Origin of the sequence: Micromonospora sp. NPDC005806 (assembly GCF_042871425.1) — a bacterium.
Classification (GTDB): Bacteria; Actinomycetota; Actinomycetes; order Mycobacteriales; family Micromonosporaceae; genus Micromonospora.
This window is the reverse complement of the sequence record NZ_JBIAIL010000004.1, coordinates 145,999-169,234: the sequence shown is the minus strand read 5'-3', so window position 1 is coordinate 169,234 and position 23,236 is coordinate 145,999. Positions and strand designations below refer to the sequence as shown.

Sequence of the window (23,236 nt, the reverse complement as noted above, 5' to 3'; positions counted from 1 at the left end):
ACCCGCACCTGTCCGCCGTCAAGGAGGTCGCTCGTGTCAACGCCCCAGGCACTGCTCGCCGCGGGTCCCGGTTTCCTCGACCCGCAACGGCTGATCTCCACCTTCGGGCTGATCGGCATCCTCGCCATCGTCTTCGCCGAGTCCGGGCTGCTGATCGGCTTCTTCCTCCCCGGTGACTCGCTGCTGTTCACCGCCGGACTGCTCGTCTCCGCCGACCAGTACCTGCACCAGCCGCTCTGGCTGCTCTGCCTGTTGGTGGTGGTGGCCGCCGTCGGCGGCGACCAGGTTGGTTACCTGTTCGGCAAGCGGGTCGGGCCGAGCCTGTTCCGCCGGCCGAACTCCCGTCTGTTCAAGCAGGAGAACGTGCACCGGGCCAACGACTTCTTCGCCCGCTACGGCGCCCGCTCCATCATGCTTGCCCGATTCGTACCGATCGTGCGGACCTTCACTCCGATCATCGCCGGCGTCTCCCGCATGCAGTACCGCACCTTCCTGATCTTCAATCTCGTCGGCGGAACCCTGTGGGGCGTCGGAGTAACCGTCCTCGGCTACTTCCTCGGCCAGATCGCGTTCGTCAAGGCCAACATCGAGTACATCCTCATCGGCATCGTGCTGGTCTCTGTGCTGCCGATCGGCATCCAACTGCTCCGCTCACGCCGGGCCCGGCGTACCGCGCGGGCGGCGGCCGGCGACCCGGTCGAAGCGGCGCACGCGCGTCGGCGGTGAGGTGGGTGACCGCCGACGTCCCACCGCGGGCGGCGGGACGTCGGACGGGGTCACCGCCGAGGCCGCTGGGCGAAGGGGGCGACACCTGGACCATCGTCACCGCCCGGGCCGTCCCCGTCGTCCTGCCGACGTCGCTCCGGCCGGCGGGCCTTCGGCGTGACGGGCCTGACCGGGGCGTTGCGCCGGGCGTCGCCCGTGTCCGGCAGGCGTCCGGCACCGTGGGCCCGGGGCTGCTGGTGGTCGGTCAGCCGAAACCCGACGCCGCGCACCGCGACGACCGTGACTCCGGTACCGAGTTCGTCGAGCTTGCGCCGTAGGCGCTTCACCAGGGACTGCACGTCCGCCTTCCGGTGCAGCCCGTCGTCCCGCCACACCGACCGGTGCAGCTCGGCGTAGCTCCAGACCCGTACCGGCTCGGTGGTCAGGCAGACCAGCAGGTCGTGTTCGAGCCGAGTGAGGGCGACCTCGCGATCCCCGCAGCGGGCGGTGTGCCGGGCCGAGTCGATCAGCAGCGTGTCGTCCGATGACGGCGGTGCGGGGTCGGGCGTCTGCGGGGGAGAGACATCCTCGGGTGGCTGCGTAGGCGCGATCAGGTTGCGTAGCTCGTCGAGGTCGGCGACCACGAGCAGCGGCGCGACGCCGTCGAGGAGCTCGGCGATCCGGATCCGTTCGGCCGGTGACGGTGTCACCGCGATCAACATCGGAAACAGGTTCTCGGCCGGGTCGGAACCGCCCGTGCTCGTGTCGTCGTCCGTCACCGCACCCACCTGGCCGAACATGGCCAAAAAGCGCCCGACTTGGGCATCACCCTGACAGTAATTGTCAAAGCTGCCGTCCGACAGGGCAGCTGTTGGTGACAAGTTGCTCACGTTGTGTGCTTGATCATTCATTCGTATCGATCATATTGTCCCTTCAGGCAGCCGGCGTGACCCGCACGGCGCCTGGGGGGCCTGGGGGGTTCGTTCGTTCCGGTGTGGATCCAGACGGGAGATGGGTCTCCTGCACCCTTCGCCATGGCTCGAACATTCGCGGGTCGTTCTGAAGGAGGCAGCACCGATGCTAAGACATCCACCCGGGAGGCGCCTGGCCAGTCGCTTGGCCAGCGCCGGCACGGCGATCGTCCTCGCCGCGGCAAGCTTGGCCACCATCGGTACCGGCGCACAGGCCGCACAGAGCGAGACGGGCGCCTCGACGTCGGACAAGATCCGTCCCGAGCTCACGAGGCAACTCCAGGCCAAGAGCGAGGGCGACTTCTGGATCCACTTCAAGGACCGGGCGGACCTGAGCCAGGCCGGTGCGATCAAGGACTGGGCCAAGCGGGGCACCGCGGTCGCGGACGCCTTGAAGAAGACCGCCGCGGAGAGCCAGGCCAAGATCCGGGCTGAGCTCGACGGCTCGGGCGCGAAGTACCAGACCTTCTGGGCGACCAACGCCATCAAGGTCGACAGCGGCTCGCTGACCATGGCGCAGAACTTCGCCGCCCACGCCGAGGTCGAGGGTCTGTACGCCCCGATGGAGTACAAGGTGCCCGAGGTCACCCAGGGCGACAACGAGAAGACCGTGAACGCCCTCGAGTGGGGCATCGCGAACATCAACGCCGACGACGTCTGGTCGCAGTACGGCGTCAAGGGTGCGGGCATCACGGTGGCGAACATCGACACCGGCGTCCAGTTCGACCACCCGGCCCTCGTCCGCTCCTACCGCGGCAACAACGGCGACGGCACGTTCGACCACAACTACAACTGGTTCAACGCCGCCGGCACCTGCGCCGCCGCGCCCTGTGACAACAACGGCCACGGCACGCACACGATGGGCACCATGGCCGGCTCCGACGGCGCGAACCAGATCGGCGTCGCCCCCGACGTCAAGTGGATCGCGGCGAACGGCTGCTGCCCCAGCGACGCCGCGCTGATCGCCTCCGGCCAGTGGATGCTCCAGCCCACGGACCTCAACGGTCAGAACCCGGACGCGAGCAAGCGGCCGAACATCATCAACAACTCGTGGGGAACCACGCTGCCCTCCAACGATCCGTTCATGGAGGACGTGACCAACGCGTGGACGGCCTCGGGCATCTTCGGTTCCTGGTCCAACGGCAACAACGGGCCGGGATGCCAGACCAGCGGCTCCCCGGGCAGCCGGACCAGCAACTACTCGGTCGGCGCGTACGACATCAACAACAACATCGCCAGCTTCTCCTCCCGCGGTGCCGGGCAGGACGGCCAGATCAAGCCCAACCTCTCCGCACCTGGCGTGAACGTCCGGTCGAGCGTTCCGGGCAGCAGCTATGCCAGCTTCAACGGCACGTCCATGGCCTCCCCACACCTCGCGGGCGCGGTCGCGCTGCTGTGGTCGGCGGCGCCGGCGCTGGTCGGTGACGTCAACGCGACCCGTGCGCTGCTGGACAACACGGCGGTCGACAAGGAAGACCTCCAGTGCGGTGGCACCGCGGACGACAACAACGTCTACGGTGAGGGCCGGCTGGACGCGCTCGCGCTGCTCAACGCCGCCCCGATCGGCGACACCGGCACCCTGGCCGGCACGATCACGGACGCGACCACCGGCGCCCCGATCGGCGGTGCCACGGTGGCCCTGACCGGCGCGGCGACCCGCCAGCTGACCACCGGGAGCGACGGCAAGTACTCGTCGCTGCTTCCGGCCGGCGCCTACCAGGTCGCCGTGTCGGCGTTCGGCTACGAGAGCAAGACGGTGCCGGCAACCGTCACCAAGGACACGACCACGACGACCAACGTGGCGCTGACGGCGGTGCCGAGCGTCACCGTCAGCGGGTCGGTCACCGACGGCTCCGGACACGGCTGGCCGCTCTACGCGAAGGTGAGCGTCGAGGGCCCGTCGGGTGTGTCCGACTACACCACGCCCGCCAACGGTCAGTACAGCTTCAAGCTCCCGACCGGGGCGACGTACAGCGTGAAGGTCCAGCCGCAGTACCCGGGCTACGAGACGGTGACCAAGGAGGTCGTGGTCGGCTCGAGCAACGTCACCCAGGACGTTGCCGTGCCGGTGGTCGCCAACAGCTGCACGACGGCGCCCGGATACCGGTACGGCTCGGACGGCGTGTACGAGACCTTCGACAGCGGCACCGTGCCGGCCGGCTGGTCCGTGGTGGACCACCTGGGCACCGGTCAGGTGTGGGAGTTCACCGACACCGGTAACCGCGGCAACCTGACCGGCGGCACGGGCCGGTTCGCCGTCATCGACAGCGACCACTACGGCAGCAGCGGGCGCCAGGACACTTCCCTGGTCAGCCCGGTCGTCGACCTGACCGACGTCGCGGCCCCGGTCATCCGGTTCAACCAGGACTACAACTGGCTGGGCTCCGACCGCGCGGATGTCGACCTCAGCCTCGACGGCGGCACCACCTGGACCAATGTGCTCCGGCAGGCGGCGGACTTCCGCGGACCGCGGGTCACCGAGGTCCCGATCCCGCAGGCTGCGGGCAAGGCGGAGGCCCGGGTCCGGTTCCACTACTACGACGCGCAGTGGGAATGGTGGTGGCAGGTCGACAACGTGCTGATCGGCAGCCAGGTCAGCTGCCAGCCGATCGACGGTGGCCTGGTGCTGGGCCACGTGCGTGACAAGAACGACGACGGCTATATCAACGGCGCGACCGTCACCAGCGACGACCGGCCGGCCGAGAAGGCCACCAGCGCCGCGACTCCGGACGACACCGACCTGCCGGACGGCTTCTTCTGGATGTTCTCGTCGCTGACCGGGTCGCACAAGTTCACCGCGGCGGCCGGCAACTACGTCAGCCAGAGCAAGGACCTCGACGTCCAGAAGAACGGGGCGACGGCCGCGACCTTCCAACTCGCCGCCGGCCGGCTGACGATCCAGCCGACCGAGGTGAGCGCGACGGTCCAGATGCCTACCGGCAAGGTGAACAAGACGTTCACCGTGACCAACACCGGCGGCGCGCCGGTCGACGTCCAGTTCGGTGAGCGGGACGGCGGCTTCGAGCTCCTCCGGGCCGACGGGTCCCGGATGGGCAAGCAGGAGGTGCTCGCCTCCAGCGGCGCACCCGTGCAGCGGCTCAGCGTCCCGACCTCGTTCGCCGCCCTGGCGACCGGCAAGGCGGACACGGCGAGCACCGCCGCGGCCGGCCCGCAGGCCGCGCCCTGGACGGACATCGCGGACTACCCGGCCAACGTGATGGACAACCGGGTGGTGAACCTCGACGGCAAGGTGTATTCGATCGCCGGCGGCAACGGATCGGCGTCCTCGGCGAAGAACTACGCCTACGACCCGATCGCGCAGAGCTGGACGGCGATCGCCGATCTTCCTGGTGCGCGTAACGCCATGACGGTGGGCGTCGCCGATGGGAAGATCATCGCGACCGGCGGCTGGGCGGCGGCCGGCCCCGATGGCACCACCTGGGCGTACGACCCAGCGGCCAACACCTGGACGAAGGTGGCCAACAACCCGGCGCCGCGCTCCGCTGCCGGGCAGGCGGTCGTCGACGGCAAGCTCTACGCCGTCGGCGGTTGCACGACGTCGTCCTGCACGCCGATGTCGAACTCCGTCGTCCGGTACGACCCGGGCAGCGACACCTGGGAGACGTTGCCCAACTACCCGAAGTCGGTGGCCTTCGCCTCCTGCGGCGGGATCGACGGCATCGTCTACTGCGTCGGTGGTAACGACGGGTCCGCCGCGCACAAGGCGGGCTACGCCTTCGACCCGGGTGCCAACACCTGGACCGCCATCGCCGATGCGCCGGCCGACAGTTGGGCCAGCTCGTTCGCGGTCGCGAACGGCAAGCTCCTGGTCGTCGGCGGTGTCCAGGGCGGAGCCGTCACCAACGCCGGCTTCGCCTACGACCCGGGCACCAACTCGTGGTCCAACCTGCCGAACGCCAACACCGCGCGGTACCGCGGTGGCGCGGCGTGCGGCTTCTACAAGGTCGGCGGCTCGTCCGGTGGCTTCACCGCCACTCCGGACAGCGAGGCGCTGCCCGGGCTCGAGGAGTGTGCCGAGGGTCCGGCGGACGTCAGCTGGATGACGATCGACAAGACGGCGGCCACGCTGGCGCCGGGTGAGAAGGTCACGGTCACCGTCGGGATGACGGCGAACGTCGACCAGCCGGGTACCTACTCTGGTTCGGTCACGATCAAGGAGAACACGCCGTACACGGTGCAGCCCGTGGCGGTGACGATGATCGCGCAGCCTCCGAAGAGCTGGGGCAAGCTGGTGGGTACGGTCACCGCGACGAGCTGCCAGGGTGCCACCGCACCGCTGCCTGGTGCGACCGTCCAGTTCACCTCGAAGGCGCTGACGTGGACATTCGCCACCGACGCCCAGGGCAGGTACGCCTACTGGCTGGATCGCAAACACAACCCGCTGACCATCATCGTCGCCAAGGACGGCTGGCAGCCCCAGACCCGTCAGACGTCGATCACCATCGCCCCGAGAGTGGAGGACTTCACCCTGTCCCCAGTCCGCTGTTGACAAACTGACCGCTAGCTGAGAGATCCGGCCCGCCTGGTTTCCGACCAGGCGGGCCGGATCGCGTCCGAAGGTTGCCAGCCACGGCGTCGGCGATGGGTGGTGGTCAGGCCGAAGCGAGGCGGAAGCCGACCCCGCGGACCGCATGGATCGTCGGCGTGGCGCCCAGTCGGGCGAGCTTACGTCGGACCCGCCGCACCAGCGAGTGCATGTCGGAGCCACGCCCGAGGTGCTCGTTGCCCCACACCTCGAGGTGCAGCCGCCGGTAGGTCCAGACCTGCCCGGGCGTGCCGACCAGGCACAGCAGGAGGTCGTGCTCCAGCGGGGTCAGTCCGATCTCGCGGTCCCGCCAGCGCAACACCCGTCGGTCGGAGTCGATGCTCAGGTCCGGCCGCGGTGGCAGACCCGCATCCGATGCGCCTTCGGCGGGCGTGTTCCCGACGGGCGGTGGCCCTGCTGCGGCGCCGGGCTTCCGGACCAGGTCGAGGAACCTGCGCGCCTGATGGGCGCTCGAAACGATCAGGAACGCCTCGGTCCCGCCGAGCAGTTGCGCGAGCTGTCTGCGTTCCGCCGCCGAGGAGGCGATGCCGATGACCAAGGACGGGATCGCTGTCACCCTCCGACCCTTTCGGTTCGCCCGTTTACGTGGGCTCGCCCTGCGGTGCCGATCAGTCGGTTTCTGGCCTGCGCCGTCGTTCAGCGCGCCGTGACAAAGGCTGCCACAGCTGCAGGTTCACCTGCCGTAAGCGCTTTCTCTCCCGGATTCTATAGTCGACCATGGTCGATTGGTATAGCAGTTGATGTCAATATGACCGCCGGCATCGCAGTTTCTGGGCCACATTCTCCGCAGATACCGACCCACGGTCGAACCGGGCGTGTCCACCGCCGACGAGACCGACGGCCGGCCGTCGCCGGCGGCGCACGACGACGGGCCACGGGCGCTCCCACCGTTCACCCGGATGAGCGGAACCGTTCACCCGCCGTTGGGGCGGCGCCCTCTCGACAAGGCACCCGCCCGGACCGCTAATGGAGAACGCCTCTGCACGGTCTCACTGGTGGGAGGTGCCCTCTTCCACCGCCGGCCCTGACGCCCTTCCACCGGGGCAGCCGGGTGCGCCTGTCACCTGACGGAGTCCACCGTGGACGATATCGCCGTGCTCACGGAAGCCACCGCCGCAGCTTATATCGGTGCCGCCGCCTTCCGGATCGGCCCGCCGGGACGCGTCGGGGTCGAGCTGGAGTATCCGGTGCGGGATCCCGCGTACCCGCTCGACCGGCCGTCGATCGCGCGCCTGCACGCCGCCGTCGCCCACCTCGGTGACCCGCTTCCCGGCGGCGGACGGATCACGGTCGAACCGGGCGGGCAGGTCGAACTGGCCTCGTCGGTCGGTGCCACCGGGCAGGACTGCATCGACGCGCCGGCGACCGACCTGGCGCTCCTGCGGGCCGCGTTCGCCGCGGAGGGTCTCCGGCTCGAGGGCACCGGCCTCGACACCAGCCGGACACCGCGGCTCGTCGCCGCGCATCCGCGCTACGTCGCACTCGCGGCCTACCACGACCGGGTCGGGCCGAAGAGCCGCGCCGTCATGTGCAACTCCGCCTCGGTCCAGGTGTGCCTCGACGCCGGTGATGACTCCGACGGGTGGACCGGCTACCGTCACCGCTGGTGGCTCGCCGACGCGATCGGCCCCGTGCTGCTGGCCTCGTTCGCCAACTCCCCGCACCGCAGCCGATCCGGGATCCGCTGGGTGTCCCGGCGACAGGCGCTGCGCTTCGGCACCGATCCGAGCCGCACCCGGGCACCCCGGCACACCGCCGAGCCGCGAACCGCCCGGCGGCACCATCGCGATGAGCGGTTCGGTCTCCGTCGTGCGCCAGTTGCTCGCCGCCGGACTGCTGGACGAGCTGCACCTCCTGGTGCATCCGATCGCCGTCCGCACCGGTATGCGGCTGTTCGAGGAGGGGGAGCAACCGATCCCGCTGACCCTCGTCTCGGCGCAGACCTTCACCACCGGGTGTTGAACCTCGTCTACGCCCCGGCTCCGTCGCCCGGCGACGTCGGCTACGACGACGTCAAGGTCCACCTGGCCCAGCCCGCGCCGTAGTCGGGCGCCGGCCCCGGTCAGGCCACGCCCAGCCAGACCAGACTGACCAGCCCGGCGAGCACGCAGTAGACGGCGAACGGGGTCAGCGTGCGGGTCTCGAAGTACCGGGTCAGGAACTTCACCGCGGCGTAGGCGGACACGCCGGCCGCGACGCTGCCGACCAGCACCTGCCCGCGGATGCCGGCACCGAGATCGCCGAACAGGTCGGGCAGCTTGAGCACCCCCGCGGCCAGGATGACCGGAGTGGCCAGCAGGAAGGAGAACCGGGCGGCGTCCTCGTGGGTGAGCCCGCGCAGCAGCCCGGCGGCCATGGTGGCCCCGGAGCGGCTGATTCCGGGCAGCAGGGCGAGAATCTGCGCCGTGCCGATCAGCACCGCCCCGCCCATGCTGCCGGCCGCCAGCCTGCGGTCCGAGGCCAGGTCGACCGCGGCCTGCGAGGCGGCCGGACCACCGGCGGCCGTCGAGGCGAAGAGAGTGCCCTTGCCCTCCGGGCCCACCCGCACGGGCACCGGGTCCCCGGCCCGCGCGCCGACCGGTTCCGCCGTCGCGGCCCGCCGGCGCAGGCGTTCGGCGCCGAACAGCAGCAGCCCGTTGAGCATCAGGAACACCGCGGCCGGCGCCGGCCGACCGAGCACGGTGCGAAAGGTGTGCTCCAGCAGCAGTCCGGCCAGCCCGACCGGGATCGTCGCCAGGATGATCATCCAGGCCAGCCGCTCGTCCGGGCCGGCCACTCGGCGGTGCCGCACGGACGAGACGAAGCCGCTCACGACGCGGACCCAGTCCCGCCAGAAGAAGACCAGCAGGGCCAGCGCGGTCGCCACGTGCAGCCCGACGACGAACGCCAGGTACGGCGACTCCGGCGCCGATACATCCAGGTCGCGGGCCCAGCGCCCGCCGATCAACGCGGGCAGGATCACGCTGTGCCCGAGACTGGACACCGGGAACAGTTCGGTCACCCCCTGCAGGGCGCCGATGACGATCGCCTCCGGATAGGTCAAGCCGTGACTCATCGGTTTCCCTTCACGAGGTTCGCCCCATGGTCGATGCCGCCGCCGGGAGTGGCGGCGACCGTCCGGTGCGCGTGGTCGAGCACGGCGTCGGTGCGCCGCTCCGCCAGTCCGGCGGCCACCGTGCCGGTCAGCAGCAGCGCGGAGAGTGCCAGCGCGGGCAGCAGCCGATGCCGGGGAGCGGTACCGAGCAGCGCCGCCACTCGTCCCGGCATCCCTCGGTCCGCGCTGGCCAGGGTGGCTGCGGCGGTCGTCGCCCCGCCGGTGAGCAGGGCGGTACGCGCCAGCGCGCGGGCGGCCAGGCGCCGGTCGGCCACGGCCCGGGCGGCGTCCTCGTCGGCCCAGCGCTCCACGGCGTCCCGCACCGACCGGGCGATCGGGCGCAGCAACGGGTTCGCCGCGGCGGCCAGCTCGGCGGCCAACGCGTACCAGGTGTGAGCGTGCCGCAGGTGGGACTCCTCGTGCGCCAGCACCACGCGCAGTTCGTCCGGGGAGAGGCGGTTGACCAGCCCGCTGCTGAGCACCACCCGTCCCGCCGGGGGCGGCGTGCTGAACGCCTCCGGCCGGTCGGAGGCGAGCACGGCCAGCCGGCCGGCGCGGGGCAGGTCGGCGCAGGCCTGCCGTACCGCGAGCATGGCCCGGGCCCGGCGGACCGCGAGGACTGCGGCGCGTGCGGCGCCGGCGAGCACCGCGGTGGCCAGCGCGACGGCCACCGGGCCCGACACCGGCTGCCCGGCACGCAGGGCCGCACCGGCCCAGGGGCCGAGCGTGACCAGCACCGGAAGCTGAGCGAGCCAGGGGAGCGCGACCAGCAGGGCGAGCCCTGTCCCGCCGGCGGCCACGGCGGCGGCGGTCGCGGTGAGCAGGCGGGTCGCGGTGGCCGGCGGCAATCGACGGGCCAGGCGCGGCGCGCAGCCGGTGCTGACCAGCCAGGCGGCGGTGGCGACCAGGGCGGCGCTGATCATCGCGGCTGCTCGTCGGCCGATTCGGCGGCGGTCAGCAGCTCGACGAGTAGTCGTTCGTCGTCGGGGGAGAGGGCGTCGACGAACCGGGTCAGCACGGCCGTGCGATCGCCGCCGACGTCCAGCAGCCGGCGCATCCGCCGTGCGGTCAGCTCGGCCTCGTCGCCGATCAGGCGGTACGTGTACGCCCGGCCGGCGCGGATCCGGGTGAGCACGCCCTTGGCGGCCAGCCGGGCCAGTACCGTCATCACCGTGGTGTAGGCGAGGTCGCCGTCGAGACGGTCGCGTACCTGCCCCGGGGTCAGCGGCCCGGGCGCGCCGGCCAGTGCGGCGAGCACCTGCTGTTCCAGGCCGCCGCGTGGTCGCCGTCCGTGATCCATGCCCGTCTCCTCGCCGTCCCCGGCCAGACTACTACGAAATATGTAGTAGCTGGCTCGGGCGGCGAGGACGCAGCGTCAGGGCTTGTCGCCCGCCCGGCATCGCCGTACGGCATGTCGCCAGTCAGCGCGATGACCGACCGCAGGAGTTGCGACGCGTGGGCGGATAGGGTCGGAATCCATGCGGACCAAGCAGGAGCTGAGCGAGGCCGTCCGGCGCGACCGGCGCGCCGCGCTGGTCGTCAACGCCCACTCCCGCCGTGGCCGCCGGCTCTACCGCAGCGTCCACTCGCGCCTGCTCGCGGCGGGATTCACGCTGCTCGGCGCGTACCCGGTGGACCGGCCCGGCGAACTCGACCGGGTGCTGGCCGAAGCCGCCGACCTCGGCCCGGACGTGCTGGTCGTCGGCGGCGGTGACGGCACCATCGGCACCGCGGCGCGGCTGCTCGCCCACCGGGACATCGCGCTCGGCCTGCTGCCACTGGGCACCACCAACAACTTCGCCCGCACCGTTGGCGTCCCGCTCGACCTCGACGCCGCCGTCGAGGTGCTCACCGCCGGCAAGGTGATCGACGTCGACCTGGGCCTGGTGGGTGACATGCGCTTCACCAACCACGTCGGCATCGGCCTCTCCGCCGACATCATGCTCAAGGCGCCGCCCCGGCTGAAGCGGGTCACCGGCCGGCTCGCGTACCCGCTGACCGCCCTCGGGCTGCTCGCCCGGCACCGGCCGCTGCGGGTCACCGTCCGTGCGGAGGCGCGGGAGCACGAGTTCGTCACCCACCAGGTCTACGTGGCCAACGGCGGCTTCCACGCCGGCCGTCCGATCACCTCGGACGCGAACGCCGACGACCGGCTGCTGGTGGCGTACCCGGTCGGTGGCCCGACCCGGCGCGGGCTGCTGCGCGCGACGGCGGGCAACGCGGCGGCCGGGCACCGCCGCACGCTGCGCGACGAGCCGTTCCTCGCCGTGCGCCAGGCCTGGGTGGAGACCGACCGGCCGGCACGGATCGAGGTCGACGGCGAGCCGTACGGGGAGACGCCGGTGCGCATCGGCCTGGACCCGAACGCGCTGCGCGTGATGGCGTCCGCCGACAGCCCGGACCGGTGAGCGTGCGCGGGCGGGCGGACGCGGTCGATGACGACAGCTGGGCTACGTCGGGTCGGCGTGGGGGCGTCGGTCAGGCCCGACGGTCCTCGTCGGGGATGGGGATCTCCAGGTTCTGTTCGACGGCGTCGGCCGGATTGGTGTCGCCGCGGACCGCCTCGGCCAGGTCGGTCCGGTCGCTCGGTGGCGCCAGGACGCCCTGTTCCGCCAGGTCCGCCTCGGACGCCTCCGGGACCGCGTCCGAGACCCGGTCCGGCGGGCCGACCACGGTCTCGTCCTGCCGCTGCTCCTGCGCGTCGGCCTCCGGCGGTCGACGCAGCGGATCGGCCTGCTCTTCCCAGCTGGCGGTCATCGCAGCCCTCCGGTCATGTCCGCGAGCGTTCCGCGTACCCGCTACCGGCGCGGTCATGCGTGCTCGGGCGGCCCGACACGCCAGCCCGCCGTGGTGGGCGCCGGCGCCGGATGGCGGCAGCGCCGTTCAGCTTCCGTCGACCCGGAACCCCGTCGTCAGCGGGTGCGCTCGACGAACGGCGCGGTCTGGTCGGTGACCTCCCCGAACTCCGCCGGGAGCTGGGAGACCGCCTGCTCGTACCCGTCGGGCGACAGGGCCTCGCGGAGGACGTCGAACACCGCGGTCACGCCGTCCTTCGCCTGGTCCACGTCGAGGTCCGCGCGGCCGCTCACCCGTTCGACGAAGACGTCGAGCCCGAACCGCTCGGCGCTCTCACCGGGGCCGAAGGCGTACGCCCGCAGGCCCTCGGGAAGCTGGTCGGCCAGGTCACGCGCCTCGCCGCCGTCGATCCGTTCCGCCAGGGTGGTCAGCGTGGCCCGGGCGACGGCGGTCGCCTGCTCCGTCGACGTCCCCGTGCGCTTGGCCACCAGGCCGATGAACTTGTTGTCGTCCACCTTCAGGGCCCTTCTCTCGGCTGGATGCCGCGATTTCCCCGCCACCACCTCGTCAAACGGCACCCCCTGGTGACGGGGGAGCAGGAGGTGCAGCGCGACCAGGGGCACCACGCCGACCGGGTACCAGAGCAGGTCGATCCGGTCGAACTGCACGCCGAGCACCAGCCGGGCCAGCAGGCTGCGCGCCGACAGCGCCGCCGGCACGCCGGTGAGCTGGAAGGTTTCCATCGCCCAGCAGAAGGCGGTGGCCGCGACCCCGGCCGGCACCGGGGACAGCCGCGGCCGGAGGAAGCGCACCCCCGCGTACACCATCGAGGCGTAGAGGGCGGTGCCGGAGTACTGCTCCGGGCGGCCGTCAGTGCGGGCGCGGACGGTCAGCGCCACCGTCAGGAAGACTGCCGCCGCCAGCAGCGTCAGCAGGCGGAACCGGATCGACATCAGCCGGATGGTACGACGACGGCGGCCCCGGGGGAGACCCCGTGGACCGCCGTCGCGACCGGGATCAGCGGTAGATGTGCACCGGCGTGCCGACGCCGATGGTCGACCAGAGCCGGTTCATCGCCGGGATCGGCACCCGGACGCAGCCGTGGCTGGCCGGGTACGTGGGCACGGAGTTCGCGCCGTGCACCGCGTAGCCGCGGTAGAAGTAGTTCGGCCGCCAGAGCAGGCCGAGGTCGCTCTGCCGCCAGCCGTCGATGCGTCGCTGGATCTTGTAGTTGCCGGTGGGGGTCGGGGTGCTGGCCTTGCCGCTGGACGCGTCCAGGATCCGTACGACTGACCCCCCGCGCGCCAGGTACAGCACCTGCCTGGTCAGGTTGGCCTCCACCGAGTACCCGCTGTGCGAGTACCTCGGCTTCGGGATGACCGGGTGGTCGAGGGCCGCCCAGGTGCGCGGTCCGACGATGCCGTCCCGGGCGAGGCTGTTGACCTTCTGGAACGCGACGACCGCGTGGTAGGTCGACGGTCCGAAGACGCCGTCGACGCCGCCGACGTCGTAGTGCAGCGCGGTGAGCCGGCGTTGCAGGGTGGTCACCGCCGCGCCCCGGGAGCCCTGCCGCAGGATCGGCTGGCTGGTGGCGGCGGCGACCGTCACGGTGGCGACGGTGCCGGTGGTGGTGCCGGTGGCCGACACCGGGGTGGCCGGCACGGCCAGGCCGGCGGCCATGAGGAGGGCCGCCCCGAGCGCGGCGCGGCCGGGGCGGCGGGTGGCGGGTGGTGAGACGGGAAGCATGCTTCCTCCCTTCGGAACTTCTGCTCCGACGGTAGTTCGCCACAGCGCCGTTCGGCTGCCCCGTTCGGTGTCGGTTGTGGATCGTTTGCGGGACCGCCGGCGCCGGGTGGCTGCCGGAGGTCGACATCGGACGGCGCGGCCGCCCGCGGGGGAGCGGGGACGTACGTGGCCCGGAGGGTGAGCCTCCGGTCAGGCGACCCGGGGCGTGGGCAGGATCGCCACGCGGTGCGCCGAGATGTCGCCGGTGCGCTCCACCGACGGTGCCGGGGCCTCGGTGGTGCCCTCGACGGGGGCCGGCTCCGGCTCGGCGGCTTCGCCGGCGTCTGGCGGGGTAGGGGTGGCGGCCCGCTGCACCTCGGTGAGCAGCGTCAGGAGACGGTCGACGTCGTCGGTCGGCATCCGGAAGGAGCCGCGGCAGATGGTGCCGCTCCACAACGACAGCACCACCGCGCCGCGGTCCGGGTGGTAGCTGACCCGCAGCGTCCGGTCGTCGCCCCGCAGGTCGGCGAACAGGTCACCGAAGCTGGGCATCGGTCGCACCTCTCCCATCCACCCAGCATGCCGTCTCGCCGCGCGGACCGGAAGGCCTCGTCGTGCCCGCCGCCGAGGGCGGGAGTAGCGTGCTCGGCGGAACGAGCAGCGCGAGGAGGTTACAGTGCAGATCACGACCGTGGACGTGCCGACCGGGGACGGGGTGGCGGACGCGTTCCTCGCCCGGCCCGCCGGGGACGGTCCCTTCCCGGCCGTCCTGGTCTTCATGGACGCGTTCGGGCTGCGGCCCCGGATGGCGGAGATGGCCGAGACGATCGCCGCCCGCGGCTACCTGGTGCTGGTGCCGAACCTCTTCCACCGGTTCGGCCGGACACCGCTGGTCGACCTGTCCGGGCTCGGCGACGAGTCGCAGCGCGGCGCACTGTTCCAGCAGCTCTCCCCGATGATCCGCTCACTGACCCCGGACGTGGTCGCCCGCGACACCGCCGCCTACCTGGACTTTCTCGCCGCGCAGCCGGACGTCGCGGCCGGCCCGGTCGCCATCACCGGCTACTGCATGGGCGGCATGAACGCGCTGCGCGCCATCGAGGCGCACCCGGACCGGGTCGCCGCGGCGGCCGTGTTCCACGCCGGCCGGGTGGTCACCGACGCCCCGGACAGCCCGCACCTCGGCGTCGGCTCGGTCACCGGCGAGCTCTACTTCGGGCATGCCGACGAGGACCCGTCGATGACCGCCGAGCAGATCGCCATTCTGGAGAAGACCCTGGACACTGCCGGCGTCACCTACCGCTCCGAGGTCTACCCCGGCGCCCGGCACGGCTACACCCAGTCGGACACCCCGATGTACGACGAGCAGGCCACCGAGCGGCACTGGGCCGCCCTGTTCGAGCTGCTCGACCGCACCTTTCAACGCTGACGGGCGACCAGGGCGGCGGGTGACGGCCGGGCCGATCCTCGCGGCGGCGCCTGCCCCCGGTCGGCTACCTGATCAGCACCACAACCGGACGATTCACCCTCGCCGCGCCGGGTAATCGCGGCCATGCCCGAGGACCGCTCCGCCGACACCATCCGCTCACCCGTGGACCGGGTCGCTGCCTGGGGCAACCAAGCGGTGGCCCGGGTCCGTAACCGGGGCGAGAAGGCCGGCCGGCTGCGGCTGCGGCAGCTGGAAATCACCATGATCATCGCAGCGCAGGCCGGGCTGGCGGCCGCGCTCGCCGCCCTGCTCGCGCAGCGCGTTCTCGGGCCCGGTGCGCACGTCTTCGCGCCCGCCGCCGCGGTGGGCACCATCGCCACCGCCATCGGCCAGCGGGCCCGCCGCACCTTCGAACTGCTCATCGGCGTCGGCGTGGGCATCGTCGTGGGCGACCTGCTGCGCTTCCTGCTCGGTACCGGGTCGTGGCAGACCGGGCTGGTGGTCGCCCTGGCCATCGCGACCGCGCTGGTGGTGGCCGGCCGCGGCGGCGCCCTGGTCGGCCAGGCCGGCGGTACGGCCGTGCTGATCGCCACCCTGGCCCCGAGGCAGCCCGGCCTGGAGGTGCCCCGCATCTTCGACGCCCTGCTCGGCGGCGCGGTCGGCCTGGTCGTGGTGGCGCTGCTGCTGCCGGTCGACCCGCTGCGCGTGCTGGACCGGGCGGTCGAGCCCGTCGTCGGCAACCTCACGACGCAGTTGGACGCCGTCGCGCGGGCCCTCGCCACCCGGGACGCCGACGCCGCCGTCCGCGTGCTGGATGCCCTGCGCGGGCTGGATGCCGATGTCGCCCGGCTCAACGACGCGATCAGCGGGGCCGACGAGGTGGTCACCATCGCCCCGGTCCGCTGGCGCCGGCGGGCGCAGTACCACCGGTACGCGCGCGCCGTCGAGCACCTGGAACGGCTGATCCTGTACGCCCGGTCTGTCGCCCGCCGCTCCGCCACCGCCCTGCAGTACGGCGAGCCGATCCCGCCGGAGCTGCCCGCCGCCATCACCCGGCTCAGCGATGCCATCCGCGAACTGCATCGCGCGCACCGCGCCGGCGGCAGCCCGGGGGGCACCCGCCGGCTGACTCGGGAGAGCGCCGAGCTGGCCGGCCGGGCCTGGGCGGAGGGTGTCCGCTCGTTCGGCGACTCGCTGATCACCGATCTGCGTACGGCGGACAGCGAGCTCTTGCGCGCCACCGGATGCGAACCGCGGGACGCCAACACGATGGTGCGCAAGGCCGCCGGGGCGGGCGAGGCGAAGCTGCGTCCGATGGCGCGGGCGCAGATGGTGCGGCCCCGGCGCCACACCGCATGGGCCCGGCGTCGGACCCGGATCACCCGGCGAAGCCGCGGCCGGCACCGCAGCCAGTGGCGGGAGAGCCGAGAGCCTCGTCCCGCGCGCCGGCGAGCTGGCTGATTCGCGACCGCCACATGACCGCGACCGTCCCCGCCGTGCCGCAGCCGACCGTCCGGCGGCTGCTGGTGGCGCTCGCCGTCGCGTCCGGCGTCCTGGACGTGGTCTGCGTGACCCGGCTCGGCGGCTTCTTCGCCAGCGTGATCACCGGCAACCTGGTGCAGGCCGGCCGAGCCCTCGCCGACGGGGAGATCCGCGCCGTGCTCGGCGGAGCCGTCGCGGTCGGCGGGTACGCGGCCGGAGTCGCCGGGGGCAGCCTCGCCCTGCGCCGCGCCGCGCGGGGATGGCGGCGGCGGGCGGCGACGGTGGCGGCCGCCGAGGTCGCGCTGCTGGCCGTGGTGACGGTGGGCTGGCTGGCCACCGGCGCGCGGCCCGGCTACGGCGCCGGGCTCGCCCTGCTGGGCGCCGCCGCGGCGGCCAGCGGGACGCAGAGCGCGCTGACCCTCGGCGCGGGGATGCCGGGCGCCTCGACCACGTACCTCACCGGTTCGTTGACCGAGGTGGTGCGTCAGGCGTTGCTGGACCCGCACCGGGTCGGCGCTGTCCGGGGCGGCCTGACCCGGCTGGCCGGGCTGCTCGCCGGCGCGGCGTTCGGTGCCGTGCTGCTGCGCGTCGTGCCGGACTGGGCGCCGGCACCCGCTGCGGCGCTGGTGGCGGTTGTCCTGGCCGCGGTACTGCGCGCCGCTCCGTGACGTGGCACGCGGCCTGGTTGCCAGCCGCAGCCTCGCCGACCCGCCCCTTCTGGGACAAGAAGGCGGACCCCGGCGGCGCCGGCCGATTTCGCGAATTCGCGGATGCCCTTCTCGACCGGACCTAACGTCGGCAGAGGCGAGCGGTCGGCGGTGGGAAGGGCAGCGGCATGGGGCGCGACAACGCGGGGCACCGTCCGGCGTGGTCGCGACCGCCCGGCCCGGCCCCCCTGGACCGCACGGTGACGCCGTTCGAGATCTTCTTCGACCTGGTCTTCGTCTTCGCGCTCACCCGGATCATGGCGTTGGTCGGGCGGCCGCCGACCCCGGCGGCCATGGCGCAGGGCCTGCTCCTGCTGGTGCTGCTCTGGTTCGCCTGGTCGTCGTACACGTGGTTGGGCAACCAGACGCGGGCCGATGTCGGCCTGGTTCGCGCCGGGTTCCTGGTCGCCATGGCCGCGCTGTTCGTGGCTGCGCTGGCCATGCCCCAGGCCTGGTCGTCCGGGCCGGGCCTGGACGGCCCGCTGCTCGTGGCCCTGGCCTACGTGCTGCTCCGAATGGTCCACCTGGCGCTGTACCACTGGGCGGCCGGCAGTGTTCCCGGGCTGCGGGCGCGGATCCGGTTCTTCGCCGCGGTCAGCGCCGTCGGCTGGGTCCCGCTCCTGCTCGGAGCGCTGCTGGCCGGAGCGGCGCACACCACGCTCTGGGTGGTCGCGTTCGTGATCGAGATCGGCGGGCAACGGCTCTCGTACGCGTGGCGCGGCGCGTGGCCGCTGCGCGGCGCGAGCCACTTCAGCGAGCGACATGGCCTCGTCCTGATCATCGCCCTCGGCGAGTCGCTGGTCGCCGCCGGGGTGGGCGCCGGGTCGGCGGTGATCGCACCACCGGTCCTCGGCGTCGCGCTGCTCGGCCTGACCGTGACCGTCTGCCTGTGGTGGCTCTACTTCGAGCATGCCTCGCCCGCCGCCGCCCGCGCTCTGGCCGAAGCGGCGGGGCACCGGCGCGACCATATCGCCGCGGACGCCTACAGCCAGACCCACCTGCTGCTGATCATCGGGGTCATCTACCTCGCGCTCGGCGTGGAGCAGGTGCTCGACCACGTCGCCCACGCGCACGACGCCCCTGACCGGACGCTGAGCTGGTCGGCCGCTGTCGCGCTGTACGGCGGGGCCGCGGTCTACCTGGCCGGCCGGCTGCTCTTCCGCCGGCTCTCCGGGCAGGTCGTCCGGCCGGAGCAGGCGACGGTCGCCGTGGTCGTGTTGCTCCTGCTGCCGCTCGGGCAGGCGCTGCCGCCGGCCGCGGCGCTGGGCGTGCTCGCCGCCGTCCTGGTCGCCGCCGTCGTCGCCGATCGGCTGGCCCGGGCACCTCGAGGCCACGGACCGGAAACTGGCCCCTCCGGCGCTGTCGCGCGCTGACTACCGTCTGGCCATGAGCATGCCTACGGACAAGCTGCACCACCGGTTCGTCGCGCTGAGCACCGCCCATGTCGCCGACGCATGCCTGCGGGCTGGCCTGCCGGTGCGCTGCGCCCCGGCCGAGGTGCGGCCGGTGGTCGCCGGTGGGCGGATGGCCGGACGGGTGCTGCCCACCCGGCACGCCGGCAGCGTGGACATCTTCCTCGAGGCGATCGACCGGGCCGCGCCCTGTGACGTGCTGGTGGTGGACAACGCCGGACGCACCGACGAGGCGTGCGTCGGCGACCTGGTGGTGCTGGAGGCACAGGCCGCCGGCCTGGCCGGCCTGGTGGTGTGGGGCCTGCACCGCGACACCGTGGACATCCGGGCGGTCGGCCTGCCGGTCTTCAGCCTCGGCGCGACCCCCACCGGGCCGCAGCGCCTCGACCCCCGACCCGCCGACGCCGTGACCTCGGCACAGGTGGGGCAGTGGACGGTCGGGCCCGACGACGTCGCCCTGGCCGACGAGGACGGGGTGCTGTTCGTGCCGGGGGACCGGGTCGGGGAGCTGTTGGACCTGGCGGAGTCCATCCGGGACACCGAGCGGCGGCAGGCCGACCGGATCCGCGCCGGCGAGTCGCTGCGCACGCAGGTCGGGTTCGGTGCGTACCTGGCCGGCCGGGCGCAGAACCCGGCGCTGACCTTCCGGGAGCACCTGCGGGCGGTGGGCGGCGCGATCGAGGAGTGAGCCTCAGCCGGCGTCGTACGCCCCGACCACCCGCTTCGGCGCCTTTCCCCGCAACGGGAAGCCGGGCTATCGGAATCGGGTGACCTCTTCCACCTCGGATGTGGTCGAGGGTCAGCGTCGGGCCGATTTCCTCCGTGACGGGCTCACGCCCCTCGGGCATACAGGGCCAGACGTACCCGGTTGGGGCTGTTGGTCTTGGTCATCAGGCTGGTGATGTGGGTCTTGACCGTGGTGACGCCGATGTGGAGCCGGTCGGCGATCTCCGTGTTGGACAGCCCTTCGGCCACCAGGTCGAGCACGTCCTGCTCGCGTCCGGTCAGCCCGTGCACCGGCCGCGGCGTCTCGGCGCGGGCGTGCACCGCGCGCTGCACGAGGCGCCGCAGCACCTCCTGGCTGAACGGGCTGTCGCCGCCGGCGGCCCGGCGGATGCCGTCCAGCAGGTCGGCTGGGGGTGCGTCCTTGAGCAGGAAGCCGCAGGCGCCGGCGGTGAGGGCCGGGTAGAGGTGGTCGTCGTCGCCGAACGTGGTCAGCACCAGGACGCGGGTGGCGGGACGGTCGGCGAGGATCCGGCTGGTCGCGGTGATCCCGTCGACGCCGGGCATGCGCAGGTCCATGACCACGACGTCGGGGAGGAGCCGGCCGGCCAGGGAGATCGCGTCGCGCCCGTTGTCGGCCTCGCCGACGACCTCGAGGTCGGGCTGGGCGTCGCAGAGCATGCGCAGGCCCGCGCGGATGAGGTGCTGGTCGTCGACCAGCAGGACCCGGATCACGCGGGCTCCGGTGCGGCCGGGGCCACCACGCGGGGCGCCGGCGGAGCAGCGGGCGGGGGTGGGGCCGGGAGTACGGTGCGGACCCGCCAACCCGCGCCGCTGGGGCCCGCCTCGAGTTGGCCGCCGAGCACCTCGACGCGCTCCCGCATCCCGGTGATGCCGTGGCCGCCGCCGGACGGCATCGGCGCCGGCACCCGCCCGTGCCCGTCGTCCGACACCTCCCAGTGGACGGCCCCGTCGACCACCGACACCGCCAGCCGCGCCCGCGCGGAGGTGCCGGCGTGCTTGGCCACGTTGGTCAACGCCTCCTGGGTCAGCCGCAGCACCGCGAGGCCGCGCACCGCGTCCAGCGAGCCGACCGCCGGGTCGACGTCGGCCTCCACGGTGACCCCGGCCTGACGGGCCCGGTCGACCGCCGCGTCGAGCGCCGCCGGCACCGCCGATGGCTCGATCGCGGTCAACGCCGCGTCACCGCGTACCCCGTCGGGGTCGCGCAGCACCGCGACCAACCGGCGCAGGTCCGTCAGGGCTGCCGTCCCCGTCGCGTGCACGTCGTCGAACACCTCACTCACCCGTGGATCCAGGTCCGTCAACACGTGCCGGGCCACGCCGACCCGCAGCACCATCGACGCCACGTGGTGTGCGACCACGTCGTGCAGCTCACGGGCGATGGCACTGCGTTCGTCGGCGCGGGCGGCGCGCTCCTCCGACTCGCGTCGGCGCTGCTGCTCCGCCGCCCGCTGCTCGGCCTGCCGGCCGAGTTCCCGGGTGGTCCGGATGACCAGGCCGAGCAGCAGCGGTACGCCAACCTCCACCGTCAGCCCGAAGACGCCCGAGGCGAACCGGCGGGGCGGGTCGCCGATCGAGTCGGTCAGGCTGACCGCCGCCAGCAGGCCGGTGGCCAGCCAGATGGTGCGCGGGCGCCCGGCCCACATGGTCAGTTCGATCAACGCGTAGCCGGCGCCGACCTGGTTGATCGTCGTGTCGTCGACGAGCTGGATGGCGACCGCCAGCAGTGCGACCTGTCCCAACAGGTTGGCGAGCGGTCGCCGGTGCAGCGCCAGCGCGACGGCGAACGCCACCACCGCGAGGACCCACTGGGTGGCCGTCGGCGGACTGCCGTCCTGGGCGCCGAAGACCAGGTAACCGACGCCGCTGAGGTCGAGCAGCAGCATCCGTGCGAGGGTGTCCCGCGCGTCGAACAGCCGCCCCAGCCAGCCCACGACGTCAGCCTAGAGGTTGCGGCTCGGGGACAGGAGCCGCCGCCACCGGCGACCATCTGGTCCGAACGCCCAGATATGCGGCCAGACCGATCGGTCCGAGCAGGATCGTCAGCACCAGCACCGGAGCCATGACCAGCGCCGGTACCCCCCGTTCCCGGCTGTCGAGCCACGCCCAGCGACCGGTGAACAGGTCGAACGCGATCATGTGCGCCCAGGCCGCCGCCGTGCCGTCCGCCGTGCCGAGCAGGTCTCGCAGCCCGTCCAGGGTCGGCGACGTCACGGCCGGCAGCACCTCGCCCAGGGCGGGGAGCACCAGGATCGCGTAGCTCGCCAATACCGGGGCCACGATCAGCGGCGAGCCGATGATCCGGGCGGTCACCGGCCAGCGCGGCGCCAGGATCATCAGCGCCCAGAACGGCGCGGCCACCGCGAACGTCAGCGTGAACAGCGTCCCGGTCATGCGGCCAGCACCAGCTCCGGGCGGCGGCGCCGGGCCACCACCAGCCCGATGGCGGCCGCGGTCGCGACCACCAGACCCGCCGCGGCGGCGAGGGTGAGCGCGTCCGGGCGCAACAGCGGCTGCCCGCGTAGCGCCTGCCAGGTGACCAGCATCGTGAGCACCCCGTACGCGCCGCCCGCGACGACCAGCAGCCGCACTCGGGTCCGCTCGTCCAGCCGCGTTCCCCACCGGGTCAGCAGGATCGCCAGGATCGGCAGCGCCTGCAGGGCGTGCAGCCCCACGAAGTGCCCGATCCGCAGGTCCCCGCCGGTGGTGCTCCAGCCGACCAGCGGCAGCCCCGGCCCGCCGTCCGGCACGCCCACGCTGTGCGCCCCGGCGACCCCCTCGATTCCCGGGTCCGCGCCGGCCACCATCGGCACCGCGGCCAGCATGCCCAGCAGGGTCAGGCCGAGCCCCAGCCCGACCGCGTACTTGCCGACCCGGTCGGCGATCGGCTGGCGCAGCACCACGATCCCGATGACGAGGTGCGCCCCGAACAGCACCATGATCGCCGCGCCCATCGTCTGCCACAGCGCGGCGTTCAGCGGGGTCGACTCGTTGTAGTGGCTGGTCGTGCCGCGTAGCACCTGCCCGACGATCACCACCATCTCGACCATCGACATGGCGACGATGACCGTGCCCGCCCGCTCCGCGGTCCGGCTGCGACGCGGCAGCAGGGAGAGCATCCAGGCGAGAGTGGTGCCGTACAGCACGAAGGACACCGAGAACTTCAGCGGCTTGAGCCAGATCGGCACGCCGGTGAGAATGCGCGGGTCGGCGAAGACCCCGACCGCGGAGACGACGGCGAGCAGCGCCATCGCCGAGACGAAGACCATCAGGGGGCGGTGCCAGTGTGCCGCCCGGCGCAGAACAGTAGTCATGCCTGTAGATGCTCGTGACGCCGTCGCCGGATCGCGCCCGACCGCAGGCCCCGGTTGCGGCCCGCGGTCGGAGCGACACCTCCTACCTAGGGAGGAGCGACCAGGGCGTGTAGTGGTGCTGTGTGGTCCTTCCGCGTGAATCGGGCCTGGCATGATTCCACGGTGGCCACCTATGACGTCGCACTCGTGCTGCTGGTCGACCCGTCAGGCGCGGTGCTTCTGCAGCACCGCGACGAAGACCCAGCCGCCTCGCCGAGCCATGGTGTTCGTCGCCCGAGCTGAGGTAC

General features: G+C 72.8%; 22 protein-coding genes and 1 pseudogene. 10 read left to right on the top strand and 13 right to left on the bottom strand.

The genetic code is table 11. The annotated features are described in order from the left end of the window. Window positions 1-33 precede the first annotated feature (33 nt). Window positions 34-726, top strand: a complete 693-nt coding sequence (locus tag ACFYOS_RS07190) for a DedA family protein (protein ID WP_387136543.1) — start codon at window positions 34-36, stop codon at window positions 724-726. A 50-nt stretch (window positions 727-776) separates the two neighbouring features. Here ACFYOS_RS07190 and ACFYOS_RS07185 read toward each other — a convergent pair whose 3' ends face one another. Continuing rightward, on the bottom strand, window positions 777-1,484 hold the full coding sequence (locus ACFYOS_RS07185; protein ID WP_387136541.1) for a winged helix-turn-helix domain-containing protein: 708 nt from the start codon (window positions 1,482-1,484) through the stop codon (window positions 777-779). Between the two features lie 298 nt (window positions 1,485-1,782). Between ACFYOS_RS07185 and ACFYOS_RS07180 the strand changes: the two genes are divergently transcribed. Beyond that, window positions 1,783-6,186 carry a S8 family serine peptidase gene (locus ACFYOS_RS07180; protein WP_387136539.1) on the top strand — a complete coding sequence of 1,468 codons (4,404 nt, stop codon included), beginning with the start codon at window positions 1,783-1,785 and terminating at the stop codon, window positions 6,184-6,186. Window positions 6,187-6,289: 103 nt separating this feature from the next. Here the strand turns inward: ACFYOS_RS07180 and ACFYOS_RS07175 are convergent, their stop codons facing one another. Further along, the gene (locus ACFYOS_RS07175; RefSeq protein ID WP_387136537.1) at window positions 6,290-6,799 is read right to left on the bottom strand and encodes a winged helix-turn-helix domain-containing protein; all 510 of its coding nucleotides are present in this window, start codon (window positions 6,797-6,799) and stop codon (window positions 6,290-6,292) included. 523 nt (window positions 6,800-7,322) lie between these two features. Between ACFYOS_RS07175 and ACFYOS_RS07170 the strand changes: the two are divergent. Next, window positions 7,323-7,967, top strand: a pseudogene (locus ACFYOS_RS07170) (glutamate-cysteine ligase family protein); the annotation flags it as partial. 64 nt (window positions 7,968-8,031) lie between these two features. Continuing rightward, window positions 8,032-8,205, top strand: coding sequence for a dihydrofolate reductase family protein (locus ACFYOS_RS07165; RefSeq protein WP_387136772.1), 174 nt, complete (start codon window positions 8,032-8,034; stop codon window positions 8,203-8,205). 100 nt (window positions 8,206-8,305) lie between these two features. On the opposite strand, the gene ACFYOS_RS07160 is transcribed toward ACFYOS_RS07165, so the two are convergent. From ACFYOS_RS07160 to ACFYOS_RS07150, 3 genes are read right to left on the bottom strand one after another with little or no spacing between them, the layout of a single operon-like run. Further along, the gene (locus ACFYOS_RS07160; protein ID WP_387136535.1) at window positions 8,306-9,298 is read right to left on the bottom strand and encodes an undecaprenyl-diphosphate phosphatase; all 993 of its coding nucleotides are present in this window, start codon (window positions 9,296-9,298) and stop codon (window positions 8,306-8,308) included. Next, window positions 9,295-10,260, bottom strand: a complete 966-nt coding sequence (locus ACFYOS_RS07155) for a M48 family metalloprotease (protein ID WP_387136534.1) — start codon at window positions 10,258-10,260, stop codon at window positions 9,295-9,297. Before ACFYOS_RS07155 ends, ACFYOS_RS07160 begins: the two co-directional genes overlap by 4 nt. Then, entirely contained in the window at window positions 10,257-10,637 is a 381-nt protein-coding gene (locus ACFYOS_RS07150) for a BlaI/MecI/CopY family transcriptional regulator (protein WP_387136532.1), read from the bottom strand. The genes ACFYOS_RS07155 and ACFYOS_RS07150 overlap by 4 nt, the downstream gene beginning before the upstream one ends. Before the next feature lie 178 nt (window positions 10,638-10,815). Here ACFYOS_RS07150 and ACFYOS_RS07145 point away from each other — a divergent pair, with 178 nt between their 5' ends. Beyond that, window positions 10,816-11,745: a diacylglycerol/lipid kinase family protein gene (locus tag ACFYOS_RS07145; RefSeq protein ID WP_387136530.1), complete on the top strand. Its 930-nt coding sequence runs from the start codon at window positions 10,816-10,818 to the stop codon at window positions 11,743-11,745. A 70-nt stretch (window positions 11,746-11,815) separates the two neighbouring features. Here the strand turns inward: ACFYOS_RS07145 and ACFYOS_RS07140 are convergent, their stop codons facing one another. The 4 genes from ACFYOS_RS07140 to ACFYOS_RS07125 all read right to left on the bottom strand — a co-directional run bounded on the left by ACFYOS_RS07140 (window position 11,816) and on the right by ACFYOS_RS07125 (window position 14,410). Continuing rightward, window positions 11,816-12,094, bottom strand: coding sequence for a hypothetical protein (locus tag ACFYOS_RS07140; RefSeq protein ID WP_387136528.1), 279 nt, complete (start codon window positions 12,092-12,094; stop codon window positions 11,816-11,818). Window positions 12,095-12,249: 155 nt separating this feature from the next. Further along, window positions 12,250-13,086, bottom strand: coding sequence for a DUF2809 domain-containing protein (locus ACFYOS_RS07135; RefSeq protein ID WP_387136526.1), 837 nt, complete (start codon window positions 13,084-13,086; stop codon window positions 12,250-12,252). Between the two features lie 64 nt (window positions 13,087-13,150). After that, the gene (locus tag ACFYOS_RS07130; RefSeq protein WP_387136524.1) at window positions 13,151-13,879 is read right to left on the bottom strand and encodes a L,D-transpeptidase family protein; all 729 of its coding nucleotides are present in this window, start codon (window positions 13,877-13,879) and stop codon (window positions 13,151-13,153) included. A 189-nt stretch (window positions 13,880-14,068) separates the two neighbouring features. After that, the gene (locus ACFYOS_RS07125) at window positions 14,069-14,410 is read right to left on the bottom strand and encodes a hypothetical protein (protein ID WP_387136522.1); all 342 of its coding nucleotides are present in this window, start codon (window positions 14,408-14,410) and stop codon (window positions 14,069-14,071) included. Between the two features lie 124 nt (window positions 14,411-14,534). Between ACFYOS_RS07125 and ACFYOS_RS07120 the strand changes: the two genes are divergently transcribed. From ACFYOS_RS07120 to ACFYOS_RS07100, 5 genes are all read left to right on the top strand, one after another. After that, window positions 14,535-15,287: a dienelactone hydrolase family protein gene (locus ACFYOS_RS07120; RefSeq protein WP_387136520.1), complete on the top strand. Its 753-nt coding sequence runs from the start codon at window positions 14,535-14,537 to the stop codon at window positions 15,285-15,287. 123 nt (window positions 15,288-15,410) lie between these two features. Further along, window positions 15,411-16,748 carry an FUSC family protein gene (locus ACFYOS_RS07115; protein WP_387136518.1) on the top strand — a complete coding sequence of 446 codons (1,338 nt, stop codon included), beginning with the start codon at window positions 15,411-15,413 and terminating at the stop codon, window positions 16,746-16,748. A gap of 14 nt (window positions 16,749-16,762) precedes the next feature. Further along, window positions 16,763-17,437 (top strand): DUF1275 family protein, encoded by a 675-nt coding sequence (locus tag ACFYOS_RS07110; RefSeq protein ID WP_387136516.1) that lies wholly within the window; start codon window positions 16,763-16,765, stop codon window positions 17,435-17,437. A gap of 239 nt (window positions 17,438-17,676) precedes the next feature. Then, window positions 17,677-18,849, top strand: coding sequence for a low temperature requirement protein A (locus ACFYOS_RS07105; RefSeq protein ID WP_387136514.1), 1,173 nt, complete (start codon window positions 17,677-17,679; stop codon window positions 18,847-18,849). A gap of 13 nt (window positions 18,850-18,862) precedes the next feature. Beyond that, on the top strand, window positions 18,863-19,576 hold the full coding sequence (locus ACFYOS_RS07100; protein WP_387136512.1) for an RraA family protein: 714 nt from the start codon (window positions 18,863-18,865) through the stop codon (window positions 19,574-19,576). Between the two features lie 143 nt (window positions 19,577-19,719). Here ACFYOS_RS07100 and ACFYOS_RS07095 read toward each other — a convergent pair whose 3' ends face one another. From ACFYOS_RS07095 to ACFYOS_RS07080, 4 genes are read right to left on the bottom strand one after another with little or no spacing between them, the layout of a single operon-like run. Continuing rightward, entirely contained in the window at window positions 19,720-20,346 is a 627-nt protein-coding gene (locus ACFYOS_RS07095; protein ID WP_387136510.1) for a response regulator, read from the bottom strand. Continuing rightward, window positions 20,343-21,569 (bottom strand): sensor histidine kinase, encoded by a 1,227-nt coding sequence (locus tag ACFYOS_RS07090; protein WP_387136508.1) that lies wholly within the window; start codon window positions 21,567-21,569, stop codon window positions 20,343-20,345. Before ACFYOS_RS07090 ends, ACFYOS_RS07095 begins: the two co-directional genes overlap by 4 nt. A 4-nt stretch (window positions 21,570-21,573) precedes the next feature. Then, window positions 21,574-22,029 carry an ABA4-like family protein gene (locus ACFYOS_RS07085; RefSeq protein WP_387136506.1) on the bottom strand — a complete coding sequence of 152 codons (456 nt, stop codon included), beginning with the start codon at window positions 22,027-22,029 and terminating at the stop codon, window positions 21,574-21,576. Beyond that, on the bottom strand, window positions 22,026-22,949 hold the full coding sequence (locus tag ACFYOS_RS07080) for a hypothetical protein (RefSeq protein WP_387136505.1): 924 nt from the start codon (window positions 22,947-22,949) through the stop codon (window positions 22,026-22,028). The genes ACFYOS_RS07085 and ACFYOS_RS07080 overlap by 4 nt, the downstream gene beginning before the upstream one ends. Between the last annotated feature and the right edge of the window lie 287 nt (window positions 22,950-23,236).

What these genes read in the sequence shown, in the direction of transcription:
- ACFYOS_RS07180 (WP_387136539.1), top strand. Translation starts at nt 1,783, where the DNA reads ATGCTAAGACATCCACCCGGGAGGCGCCTGGCCAGTCGCTTGGCCAGC.
- ACFYOS_RS07110 (WP_387136516.1), top strand. Translation starts at nt 16,763, where the DNA reads ATGACCGCGACCGTCCCCGCCGTGCCGCAGCCGACCGTCCGGCGGCTG.
- ACFYOS_RS07115 (WP_387136518.1), top strand. Translation starts at nt 15,411, where the DNA reads ATGCCCGAGGACCGCTCCGCCGACACCATCCGCTCACCCGTGGACCGG.
- ACFYOS_RS07085 (WP_387136506.1), bottom strand. Translation starts at nt 22,029, where the DNA reads ATGACCGGGACGCTGTTCACGCTGACGTTCGCGGTGGCCGCGCCGTTC.
- ACFYOS_RS07150 (WP_387136532.1), bottom strand. Translation starts at nt 10,637, where the DNA reads ATGGATCACGGACGGCGACCACGCGGCGGCCTGGAACAGCAGGTGCTC.
- ACFYOS_RS07125 (WP_387136522.1), bottom strand. Translation starts at nt 14,410, where the DNA reads ATGCCCAGCTTCGGTGACCTGTTCGCCGACCTGCGGGGCGACGACCGG.
- ACFYOS_RS07160 (WP_387136535.1), bottom strand. Translation starts at nt 9,298, where the DNA reads ATGAGTCACGGCTTGACCTATCCGGAGGCGATCGTCATCGGCGCCCTG.
- ACFYOS_RS07165 (WP_387136772.1), top strand. Translation starts at nt 8,032, where the DNA reads ATGAGCGGTTCGGTCTCCGTCGTGCGCCAGTTGCTCGCCGCCGGACTG.
- ACFYOS_RS07100 (WP_387136512.1), top strand. Translation starts at nt 18,863, where the DNA reads ATGAGCATGCCTACGGACAAGCTGCACCACCGGTTCGTCGCGCTGAGC.
- ACFYOS_RS07140 (WP_387136528.1), bottom strand. Translation starts at nt 12,094, where the DNA reads ATGACCGCCAGCTGGGAAGAGCAGGCCGATCCGCTGCGTCGACCGCCG.
- ACFYOS_RS07130 (WP_387136524.1), bottom strand. Translation starts at nt 13,879, where the DNA reads ATGCTTCCCGTCTCACCACCCGCCACCCGCCGCCCCGGCCGCGCCGCG.
- ACFYOS_RS07135 (WP_387136526.1), bottom strand. Translation starts at nt 13,086, where the DNA reads ATGTCGATCCGGTTCCGCCTGCTGACGCTGCTGGCGGCGGCAGTCTTC.
- ACFYOS_RS07155 (WP_387136534.1), bottom strand. Translation starts at nt 10,260, where the DNA reads ATGATCAGCGCCGCCCTGGTCGCCACCGCCGCCTGGCTGGTCAGCACC.
- ACFYOS_RS07080 (WP_387136505.1), bottom strand. Translation starts at nt 22,949, where the DNA reads ATGACTACTGTTCTGCGCCGGGCGGCACACTGGCACCGCCCCCTGATG.
- ACFYOS_RS07145 (WP_387136530.1), top strand. Translation starts at nt 10,816, where the DNA reads ATGCGGACCAAGCAGGAGCTGAGCGAGGCCGTCCGGCGCGACCGGCGC.